Origin of the sequence: Bacillus sp. 0209A, assembly GCF_036765095.1 — a bacterium.
Classification (GTDB): Bacteria; Bacillota; Bacilli; order Bacillales; family Bacillaceae; genus Bacillus; species Bacillus subtilis_G.
The window spans coordinates 173,179-185,945 of the sequence record NZ_JBAIZV010000001.1; the positions used below are offsets into that span (position 1 = coordinate 173,179).

A 12,767-nucleotide genomic window follows, 5' to 3' on the forward strand; every position below is an offset into this window, starting at 1 on the left:
GAATTTCTTTATGATTCATACGATTTACTCCCTTCTATGATGTTTTGCACACTCTTAAAATCCAGTTTTCCTTGCGCCACCTCTTGCATCAATCCGATGATTTGCTCGTCTGTATACGTTTTTGTTTGATGTGCTGCCGCGCTTTGATTGCGTTTTTCAGCTTTTAACGCCAAATGAGCGGATAAATCTTGGACTGTCTGATATTCAAGGATTTCCCGGCCAGTCACCTTCATCTGCGTGATTTTTTCGATATGACGCATCAATTTTCGGCCAAGAATTGAATCCATTCCATAATCCAAAAAGTTTCTTTTGAAGCTTATTCGCTCCTCAGATATGCCCAACTCTCGTGCTAAAAATTGAACAATGATCTTTTGAATGTGTGTTTCGCCATTAGGCTCGTCAATCTCTGTTTTCATGTCTTGTATATGCGGTTTAGCGGCCTTTGTTTGATGATTCCCTGACGAAACCCAATACCGCTCCCTTGCAAACGGATAGCCAGGTAAAGGAACCATCCGAACGTCATCGCCTTCATGAAGGAGTTCCCACGGGATCTGATATCCTTTCACCCAACATTCCGCAATGTTTTCCAAATTTCTTTCTTTTGCGAGTGCTTGCAGGAATGCTTCATCCTGTTTTACTAACACCCCTTCCGTATGTCCTATATAAAGGGATGCCTGTTGGCCTGATACCTCACCATTCTTCATTGCTTCCGCATATTCCTTCAATTTTCGCACCAATTGCTCCTGATTGTTTACAACAATCGCGAGCCTCGCTTCCATGGCTTTTCTTCCAGCCTGAAGTGTATATGCAACATCAGGTAAAGATAGGTTCTGATTCTGCTCAAGATACACTATCATGCGGCTGACAGCATCCTGAAGCCGATCGTCATTTTGGGCCGATAGCACGATAACCTGCGGGCATTCAGCTGACTCTTTATGCCGCTGTGTGAACGGCTGCTCATCCGGGATGTATTCTTCAATGACTGCATGGGCATTGGTGCCGCTGATACCTGTCGTGCTGATGGTTCCCATCCTCGGATTCTGATTTTTCCTGATCCATGGAAGGTTCTCTTTGCAAAGCACAAACGGGCTTTCTTTAAACTGAATATACGGATTGTCCGCTTTACAATGATGAGTAGCCGGAATCGTCTGGTTTTTTATTGCCATCAGCATACTGATTAAAGCAACCACCCCTGACGCTGCAAATGTGTGTCCGATTAAAGGTTTAATCGAGCTCATCATGCAGAATTGCTTCTGCTTCGTATATTTGCTGAACACGCTCGTTAACGCTTGGACCTCAAGCGGATCACCAAGATTCGAGCCGGTACTGTGCGCCATCACATATTGAATGTTGAGCGGGTTGATTTCATTTTTTTCATAAATGTTCTCGATCAATTCTGTCTGGCTAAAAGGATTTGGTGCCGTAATGCCATTGGTTTTGCCATCGTAATTCACACCGCTGGCCTTTATGCAGCCATAAATGTGATCATTATCTTCAATGGCCTTTGATAATGGTTTCAGGAGAACAGCAGCCACCGCTTCACCTGGCACCAGACCATTGGCATCTTGGTCAAATACTTTACATTGTCCGTTCGGAGACAGCATTTCGGCTCTTGTCAGCGCCTCAAATGACATTTGAGAAATATTCAGGCTGACGCCGCCGGCTAAAGCCATTTCACAATCTCCCTGACGGAGGGCTGAACATGCCTGATGAATCGCCACAAGTCCAGATGAACATGCTGCTGTCAATGCCATATTAGGTCCTTTTAGATCTAATGCGTATGCGATTCGCGCAGATAATGTGGCGTTTTGTGTTCCGTTAATGTAATCTGTATCTCCGGTTAAATGCGCATATTCTCCTTCTTCCACACCTACGTAAACACCGCAGGATTTTCCTTTTATTCGATGTCCCATATAGCCAGCATCTTCAAATGTGTGCCAAGCTTCCTCTAGAAAGATGCGCTGGCGCGGGTCCATGCTTTCAGCTTCTTTAGGCGATATTTGAAAAAACAGCGGATCAAATCGGTCTATGTCCTTCAAAAATGCGCCCCATCTCGGCACTGCTTTTTCTGGACCTCCGTTAGCTCCACCCCAGTCCAAGCGTTCTTTCGGGATGGCAGTGATACAATCTTTCCCGTTTTTCAGATTGTCCCACAGCTCCATGACCGAATCAGCTTGAGGAAATCTGCCGCTCATTCCAATAATGGCGATAGGCTCAGCGTGAACCTGCCGGACGCTTTTTTTGCTGGTATCCAGTTCTGCAGGAACCGGAGCATCATCTTCAGGATTCTTTTGTGCCTCAGGTGCATCATCCCGGTAAAATGCTTCGATCAGCTCTTTGTGATCCGTTAAGAAGAAACGGATTAATTCCTGTAAAGTCGAGTACCCAAAAAATAAAGCCGGTGTCACTTCGATGTTGAAATGCTTTGATAATACAGTCGAGAATTTAGCCAAATAGATCGAATCAAATCCGAAGTCGGCCCAATTTTTGTTCAAATCCAGCTTGTCCTTTGAGATTTTAAGCAATGTGTGAATACGCTCTTTCAGATCGTGTTCTAAACGTTTTTCAACGCTTAGCGTTTTTACCTCGTCTCTTTTTTCTAGTACAGCTGGGGCTTGAATGGCGGGTTCCGGAATAGCTGATTCGGTCATTCCTAAAAAGCGGCTGACCCGGCTGGCCTGACCGGCTATCACAAGATGCTGAGCATCCTGCTGAGACAGGATGTGTTCGAATAGGCGAATGCCTTCATCGGCTTCTAAGAAGCGCTGGCCGCTTGATTTCAGGTACAATTCGGTTGTTTCTTCATCACCGATCTTCATTCCGCCATCTTTCCATACAGGCCAGTTGATGACATACGTTTTGCCGCTATGAAGCCCATTTCTGTACTGTGCATAGGCCATTTGGAATCGATTCCCGATCGCATAATCACAACAGCCAAAATCTCCTAAAACCGCAGAAGACGAAGAAAAATAACAAACAAAATCAAGGATTTCATTTTTAAGCCATTCATCAAGCGCTATCGTACCGCTGATTTTCGGTTCAATGATGCGCTGGAAGCTATCGATCTCTTTATCAAAAATAGCAGAATCGCTCTCGATACCAGCTGCATGAATAACGCCGTTGATGGCGCCAAATCGGTCTTTCCCTCGTTTCACGCAGTCTCCCATCGCGATAGGATCAGAAACATCTGCCTCTGCATACATGGCTTCGCCGCCTAGATCCTTTAATTCTTTTATTTGCTTTTGCTTCTCGTCATTGAAAGGCGACCGCCCTGTCAAAATAAGGTTTGCGGCATAGTTTTTAGCCAAATGCTTGGCGAATAAATAACCGAGCCCTCCTAAACCGCCTGTCATCAGGTAAGTGCCGCCAGACTTCAATTTGCTGTCGTTCGGTTGTATGGTGGTCTGTTTAATGTGACATACACATCGTTTCCCATTTTGATACAAAACGGTTTGTCCAGTTAAGGCCTGTAATTCCGTCCATATTTTACGTGCCCAATCATCCATCGATTCTTGATCTGCCGGCTGAAAGATTCCAGTCACTTTCGTATGTGGAAAAACAAGCCCGAGTGAGCGTTCGAAGCCAATCCATGATTCCAGATAGCTCCGGTCAAGACCATTTTCAAAACGTCCCGCCAGCAGCAGCCGTGAAGGATGGAGCTTTGCTGCGGACATCCCTTGTAATAAATAGACAATGCATGAATGGTCCTTTATATAGCTCTCATCTTCCGCGGGCCACATATAGAGAATTGCATCTGGCTCTCCATGTTCCTCCTGAATGCTCTGGAAGGCTTTTTCAAAAGTGACAGGTTCTTGCCTCACAATCTGATAGCTGTATTGAGACTGTTTGCTGTACACCTCACCCTGCGAAATAAAAATGACCTTGGTGTCTAGATCAACGTTATTTACAGATGAAGCGAAGGCGTTTTGCTTTTCTCTATCCGTCAGAAAACAGATGAGCGTTTTGAAGCGTTTCGATGTGATAGTTGCCGGTTCTTCTTTCCACACCTCTTGAAAAGTCATAACCTCAAAATGCTCTTCTGTTTGCTGTTCTTTAGACGCTGGGGCCTTTGCCTGATCTGGTGCCCAATAACGTTCTCTTGCAAATGGATATGCGGGAAGACTGATCCGGACAGGCGTATTTGTTCCATACAGCTTATCCCAGTCAAAATACAAGCCTTTCACCCAAAGATCCAGCAGTTTCGTGTATTTCCCTTTGCTCATCCATGCCTCTATGATTTTTTCTGTATCTTCATCTGCCGATAAGACCGCTAATGCTTTTTTGTTCTCATCGATGCGATCCAGGTACAGGCTGTCTGCTTTATTTTCGATAAAATCGCTCAGCTTTCTCTCAAGATCCTCTAATGATTCCGCTATAAAGCCCAGCCGTTCCTCCATTGCTTCACGACCCGTTTGCAAAGTATAGGCGATCCTGATCAGATCTGTTTTACAGTACCTTTTTTCTTGAATGGCTGTGAGCAGCTGTTCCGCTCTCTCTTGCAGCCTTTCCCTGTTTTTCGCTGACAGCACAATCAGCGCAGGAGGAAAAGCTTCAGGCGTTTGCGCTTCTGTTTGCGAAATATACTCTTCAAGGATCATATGAGCATTGGACCCTCCAGCGCCAAAACTGCTCAATCCGGCGCGTCTCGGCACCTCCTGTCCGTCAATCACCGGGCGCTTCCATTCACCAAGATGCTGCTGAACGACAAATGGAGTATGGCTGAATTCAATATTTGGATTCAATCGCTGAGAATGCAATGACGGCGCAATTTGACCGTATTTAAACTGAAAAAGTATTTTTGTCAGTCCTGCAATTCCAGCTGCACTTTCACAATGACCGATATTTGATTTACTGGAGCCGATCGCGCAAAACTGTTTCTCCAGCGTATCTTCCTCAAATGCTTTTGTTAATCCCGCTATCTCAATCGGATCACCTAATGCGGTGCCTGTTCCATGCGCCTCCAGATAACTGATAGTTCGGGCAGGAATATTGGCGCGCTCAATCGCTTCTTTAATCAGCTGTGCCTGTGCATGAGGATTTGGAACCGTATATCCATTTGTTTTTCCTCCGCTGTTAATCGCACTTGCCTTTATCACACCGTAAATATGGTCTCCGTCTGCTATTGCATGTTGCAACGGCTTTAACACAATGGCGCCTACGCCTTCACCGTCGACAAATCCATCTGCGTCATCCCCGAAAGATTTACATGTATCACTTGCAGAGAGCATATTCATGACAGATAGGTTCTGATAATGAACCGGGTCAACAACTAGATTGACACCGCCGGCAATGGCGCAATCACTCGATCCGCTATAAATGCTTTCCAGCGCTAGATGAATCGCTGTCAGAGAGGATGAGCAGGCTGTATCGACTGCAAGGCTTGGCCCTTGGAAATTCAGCAAATACGATATTCTGTTTGCGATAGACCAATAGCCGTAGCCGGTCGGATAATTTTTGTTCATGACTCCGGCAAAGACGCCGATTTTTCTGCTTGTAGAGAGCGTGTCAGGCGTGTATCCCGCATCTTCTATACTTGCATAAGCGGTTTGCAGAAATAATCGCTCCTGAGGGTCCATTCTTTCTGCTTCAAGCGGAGAAATCTGAAAAAATAATGGATCAAATTTGTCCATATCTTTGATAAAGCCGCCCCATTTCGTATAAATCGACCCTTCTTTTCCTTTTTCTTTATCGTAATAGGCTTTCCAATCCCAGCGTTCTTTCGGAATTTCCTCAATACAATTTCTACCTTCTTTTAGGTTATTCCAAAAGTCTTCAGCTGTCTCCGCCTGAGGAAAACGGCCGGAAATGCCGATAATGGCAACGTCACGGCTGGCAGGAGCGTGTGTTGGCGTTTCTTTCTCCCTGCTGAAGCCAAGCTTGCGATAGCGCCGCATTCCTTTAGCGGCCTGCCCAGATTTTTTTGAAGACTTATTCATGCTTGCGGCCGGTGTCTGTGGGTGAACTTGACGGTCAAGACCTGTCAGTTTCATCAGCGCTTCTGTTTTTGTTTGGATGAAATGCTCAACTAACGCGTCAATCGTTTGGTACTCGAAAAATAAAGTGCTGCTTACATGGTCAAATTCTTTACGCAAGGTATTCGTCAGCTGGACAACGACGATAGAATCAATCCCGTACTTTTCAAGCGGTTCAGATGACTCAATCTTGCTAGCAGGAATTTTCAATGTTTCCCCGATTAGTTTTTTCATATATTCTGTGCTTTTTTCTCTGAGGTGAGCATGATTTGATTGTCCTGTTTTCTCCGAATCTATGTTTTGTGTATTAGCTGGCTCCTTATTAGACGCTAATGAAACATCCTTCTCTGGCGAGATCACAGTTTCCATCAAACGGCGTACCAGCCCGTTGCTAGAGCCAGCGACGATCTGGTGACTGAGATCATGGGCCGCTTCGGCCGGGAAGAAGACAGATTCAAAGCCTTCGCTTTCAAGTGCCGCTTTCCAGCTGCTAGGATATAAGCCTGGGCAGCCGGGAATCCGTACTGCAGGATCTTCATACAGCCACCAGCCTTCCAAGAGACCAAAGGTGATGTGAGGGAACAGGCTGTTTCCCGCCATTTCATTCAGCAGCAGCATTCCGTTGTTTTTCATCACTGCTTTTGTATGCCGCAGCGTTTGACGGATATTCTTTGTCGCGTGAAGGACATTGGCTGCAATGACGACATCATAGCCGCCAGCCTCGATTTCCTGCTGGTCAATCGGTTTTTCTACATCAAAAAGCTGATACGTCAGGTACGGATTTTCCGCCCCATATTCCTTTTCAGCATGCAACAAAAATGCTTTGGACAGGTCTGTATAACAGTATTCTTTGATATGGTTTTGATAGGCTTTCAGTTTTTGAAAGATTCCGGCGCTCGTGCCGCCTGTGCCTGCCCCTATTTCCATAATGCGGATGGATGCCTGCGGATCGTGCTTCAGCCGTTCATCCAGATAAGCTATTAACGTATCGGCAAGCAATTTATTAAAATAGTCTGCCACTTTGTTATGCTTATAGATGCCTTCTACTAATTCCATTGAGGACTGAGGAAACATCATATCTGTGGCAGGCACTTTCCCTGTCAAAATATCCGGTAATCCTTTCAGCATGGTTTCTGCTAAAACAACCATTGCTTTTGTATTGCTGTCTTTGAGCCATTTTTCTTTTTTCGCATTCCATTCTTGCCAAATCAGCGCGATATCCTCTGCTGGATCCTTCCTTACCAATGAATCTCCATCTTTCTTAAGATAACCATGCTGCAGAAGGAATTCACTGCTTTGCCGAAGCCACTTTTCATAAAATTCACGAGTCTTGTATTGTTGAAGGCGTTCAATCGATAATCTATGACCATCAAACAGCCCAGCCGTTTGCAGCTGGCCTAACAAAAGTCTGTAAAGAAGATCGTCCAGCTCTTCGTGTGTCACTCTTTGAAATCGTCCTGTTTTCGGCAGGCGCCCCTTCAGGCTTTCAACGTCTGCCGAAGGGTGCTCAGGATAAAGGGTGATGAATTCTTTCTGATTCACGCCTTCGACTGCTACAGGTTTTGTCGTATGAATAAATGCCGTTTGGCTGACTGGTCCAGAAAGCAGTGCTTCTAAAGCCTTCATACCTTCCGCAGGCTCAATTAAGCCTAAGCCAATTTGATTCATGAGCTGTACATACTGTTCATCCTCGGCCGCTTCACTGTTCCCCCAATATCCCCAGTTCATGACTTTTACAGGGCAAGCCCATGTATGAGAAAGTTGGTGAGCAAAAGCATCTGCAAATGCGCAGCCAGAGGCATAATGGCTTTGCTTTACGTTTTTGATATGTGCCACAAGCGAAGAGAAAAACAGAACAAAATCTAAATGCTCCTGTTGGAACACTTGGGCAGTACGAACACTGGCATCCACCTTCGCCGCCAGTCCGGCAGTAAATTCTTCCATCGTCATATTATCCAGACTTTGTTCAGATAAAACCATTGCAGAGTGAACGATCCCGTGAATTTCAGGATGACGCTTTTTCACTTGATCATAAGCCTGCTGCAATGAATGCATATCCGCAGCATCGGCTGTAATATAGTAAGGCTCAGGGCCAAGCGCTGAGAGACGGTCTATTTTCGCCTGGATGGCATCATTGATTTGACTGCGTCCAATCCAAACGATTTGCGCCTGATAGCGGCGGATCATGTACTCACTCCATGCCTCCCCGATGTACCCAGCGCCTCCGATGACCACATATACTCCGCCTGTTCGGTATAGCGTGTCATTTGACGGTGAGTACCGATATGGGATCAATTGCTGCTGATGCCATTGCTGATTCCGATAGGCCCAAGTGTGTCCGAGACGGTCAGCAGGAAGCGTAAACATTTGATGTACCGGCCACATGCAGCCTTCTTCAAGATCAAGAAGACGGATTTTCCAATGCGGATATTCCTTAGCGATTGTGCCCGCGAGTCCATGAATGCTTGCATGAGCGGGGTGAACTTTCTCAGATGGAGTAACTGACTGCGCTTGGACGGTCACAAAAGACCACTCCAGCTTCTTCTCACCATAGCCTAATTGAAGACATGCCTTCACAAGCTTAAATGCCTGAAGAACGGCCTCTTCTTGCCCTTCACTAACGATATTGTCCGGGTGTGACGGGGCCATCCACAATACATGGTCAATGCCTCCGCATGCTTGCAGCTTGTCCGCTATTGCAGAAATGTCATCTGCTGACGGGATATCGATAAAGGAAACCTGCGGATGATGCTGCTTTATTAACATCCGTTCATCTTCAGTACCACCGCATAAAACAGCACGCGTAGCAACAAACAAAGCATTGTCCTCACCATTTGGAGAAACCGGTTCCCAGACAGGGATCATCATCTTATGCCCTGTCAGCGGAGAATCGGCTGCTTGAGGCATGGTCTGCTCTCCATCAAGTGCCCGCATCGAGGCACCCTTCATTCGTACACAAACGTTCCCGTTCTTATCGCATAAATCAATATCATACTTTCTGACTTTGTCGCCCGCTTTACTGTCTGAACTATAACGAATATAAGACCATATCTCCTCAGGACACGGGCTGAAAACATCCATCCCCTGCAAAGCAAACGGGAGAGACAGCTGGCGGGCCTGTGCGTCAGCATTGACTGAGCTGACGATAAAACCGACTGTGGCATGGAAGGCGGAATCCATCAAACTCGGGTGGAGCGTAAAATGCTGCTTGCCGTCTTTTAGAAAAGCGGGTAACGAGATTTTTGCAAGCAATTGATCATGTCCGACAAGTACTTTTTCAATCCCTTGATAGCCCTCGCCGTAGTCAAGCCCAATCTTTCGAAACGCCGTATAGCATTGTTCTGACGTCACTGTATCCAGACTGCATTCTGTCTGTATGGATGCAAGATCTAAAACAGGAGTGTCCGCTTCAGCTGAAATGACTGCACGGCCTTGACTGTGTATCATCGGGGTTTCTTCTTTCATTTCAGAGCTGCTGTAAATGTCAAAGGAAATGTCCCCGTTATCCTCAGGATAAAGGCCAATATGTATTTCTTTTGGTTCACTTCCTATCGTGATCGGGCGGATCCAGACGATGTCTTTAAGCGACACAACTCTTTGTTCACCTTCCAGATCACCCGCAGCTTTTTCCGCTGCTTCCCTTGCCATTTCTAGGCAGGCAACGCCCGGCAGGATTTTCTGTCCCTGCACAACATGATCAGATAGGAAAAATTCTTGACCTGTAAAAACAGAGCTGAAGCGCTGCTCCGTAAAGTCTGACGTATTGCGGTGCACCAGCGGATGTAAGGTATGATCTACTATGCTGGTTTTTGTTTCAGGAGCTGGTATCCAGTAGCGCTCCTTTGCAAACGGATAGGTCGGAACACTGATTTTAAGCGGTTTGCGATCGCCATATAGCTCGTTCCAGATCACCCGTTTTCCTTGAACCCATGATTCAGCTATTTTCTTCAATTCGCTGTTTGTTGATGTTGGTCCGGCGGCCTCCTGATCCTCCTTGGTTTGCCCAGACCAGCAGCCGTCGATCTCTATTTCACCATTTGCAAACGCCTGAAGTTTAGCAGATAAATCCTTTATGTCCTTCACGATAAAGGCTGCCCGCTCCTCCATTTCCACCCGGCCTGTCTGTAATGTATAAGCTAACGCTACAAGATTGACGTCTTCGCTCAGAAAATCAAGGAGTTTAAGAGCGTAAGCGTGCAGACGGTCTTTGTTTCTCGCGGACAGAGGAATAATCATTTCTTCATTTTTCGTTAAAATCGGCTCTGAACGGCTCTCTGTCGGAATATATTCCTCCAAAATAAGATGAGCATTTGATCCTGAAGCGCCAAACGAACTTAAACCGGCGCGGCGGGGATATGTGACGTCCAATCCGTTTTCTGTAAAAGAAGGCTGCTGCCATTCCTTTGTATCATGCTGGACAAAAAACGGGGTTTCATCCAGCTGCAAATAAGGATTCAGCTCTTCTGAGTGTAGTGACGGCACCAGTGTTTTATGGTGAAGCTGCAGGACAGTCTTCGTTAAACCGCTGATGCCGGCTGCAGACTCAGCATGGCCAATATTTGATTTCACAGAACCAATTGAACAGAATTGCTTCTCCTGCGTATTTCGGCGGAAAGCCTTCACCAATCCTTGTATTTCAATCGGATCTCCTAATGAGGTGCCAGTGCCATGGGCTTCAATATAGCTAATGGTGCGCGGATCAATTCCTGTTTTCTCTAAGCACGCTTCGATAACATCAGCCTGAGCTACCGGGCTCGGTACTGTAATTCCGCTTACTTTTCCCACATGATTAATGGTACTGCCTTTGATGACAGCATAGATCCGGTCACCGTCCTGTTCAGCTTTTTGGAGCGGCTTTAACAATACTGTTCCGACACCTTCTCCCGATACGTAGCCGTCCCCGCCTTTTCCGAATGTATGGCAATAGCCGTCACTTGAGTGCATTCCGACACTGCCGTAGCTGATATATTTAGCCGGATGCAGTGACAAATTGACGCCTCCGGCAAGCGCGGCCTCACATTCTCCATTCCGGATGCTCTCAATTGCCAGATGAACAGCAGTTAATGAAGAAGAGCAGACCGTATCGACCGCCATGCTTGGACCGTGGAAATTACAATAGTAAGAGACCCTATTGGCAATTTGCGCATAATTCAACGATAAAGGAAATGGATGATGTTCTGATAGAGCCTCCGCTCCTATAAGGGAGTAGTCCTTATGCATAACACCTGCAAACACGCCGACATGCTGTCTTTTATTTTCTCCCTGAGGTGAAGCAATGGTTTCTGGTGTATACCCCGCATCTTCAATGGCTTCCCAGCACGTCTCTAAAAATAAGCGTTCCTGAGGGTCCATCGTTTCCGCTTCACGGGGTGAAATCCTGAAAAATTGAGGATCAAAACAATCAGCATCCTCGATAAACCCGCCCCATTTTGACAATGGCTTGCCCGAAGGTGAATCCAGACCATTGTTATCCTTCCATTCCCAGCGCGAGTTTGGGATCTCCGTGATGCAGTCGGTACCCGCCTTAAGATTTTCCCAAAATTCCTGTATGTTTTTTGCCTTAGGGTAACGGCCTGCCATTCCGATAATGGCAATATCCCCGCCGATCTCTGGTAAAGAGGGAGCGGCGTCTGAAGAATCCTGCATTGGTTTAGGAGACTGGCGAACTGTATCGTCCGCCTCTCCCATTGAATAATGATCAGCAAGATACACAGCTAGTTCTGCAATCGTCGTATATTCAAACAGCAGCGTTGGCGAAAGATCCGCTCCGATCTCATCCCCTATCTCCTGAACCACTTTTAGCAAGGATGGTGAATCCAGCCCAAGCTCATAGTATCCGGCGTGGATATCCATTTGTTCTGCCGGCCTTTCAAGCTGTTGAGCAAGCAATTGACGCAAATACGTTTCAATTGCCGTATAGTCTCGATCAGGATTCTGAGAGACAGCATGAATTTCTTTTCCAGAATGAAGGACTGCCGCATCACGTACAGACTTGCCTGCAAACTGTTTCAGCTCGGCCACTTTTTGTCCGGAGGAATTAAAATATTCAATCGTCATATAAGTGAGTTCGTTCTTCTGGCGCACAGACGAAGAGAGGATCCGTGCTGTACACCCTTTTTGCAATCGTTCTGAAGCTGAAAAAGATTCATAACACAGTGGCAGATACATCGTTTGATCTGAGAGAAGGCAGCTTGAACCTATACCGCTGCCATCAATGAGAGTCGGATGAAACAGAAAAGCTTCAGAATGGCCCAGCGCTTCCTGTCCGACAGACAGATCAATCAAAGCACCCTCTTTGGTTTTATAAATCTTCCCTTCCGCCTTCATCATGCCGGTATGCACTAATTCTTGAGAGCGGCATTGTTCATACAGTTCATCTAAATTCAAAATCCTTTCAGCTGTACGTTTCCACTGATTATGGTCTATTGAATCTTCAAAAGAAGTCCGCTCTTTACGATGCATGTCAGCCGTCACATATTGTCTTTTGTCCGAAAGCGACTCACCACGCTGTTTTTGTCCGTCGATGATGATGGACCATGTCCCTTTCTTGCTTTCAGACACGTGAATTGTGAGAGCAATGTCATACAATTCGTCTGCGATCAAAGGGTAAAAAATAGTCAGGTTTTTTAATTCAAGCTCTTGATATGCGTAACCATGTTCTTGGAATACTTGGTAGATCAAATCTATATAAGCAAGGCCGGGTAATAATGCTTGTCCGTATACCTTGTGGTTGGACATGATAGGATTATTTAATGAAATGTGCAGTTGTTCAGTTATCATTTTCCCACTCCTCTC

1 protein-coding gene is annotated in these 12,767 nt (G+C 46.1%); it reads right to left on the bottom strand.

Features of this window, described 5'->3' with window-relative positions; all coding sequences use genetic code 11:
* Positions 1–8: 8 nt before the first annotated feature.
* The gene (locus tag V6D44_RS00640; RefSeq protein WP_333516215.1) at positions 9–12,752 is read right to left on the bottom strand and encodes a type I polyketide synthase; all 12,744 of its coding nucleotides are present in this window, start codon (positions 12,750–12,752) and stop codon (positions 9–11) included.
* Positions 12,753–12,767 lie beyond the last annotated feature (15 nt).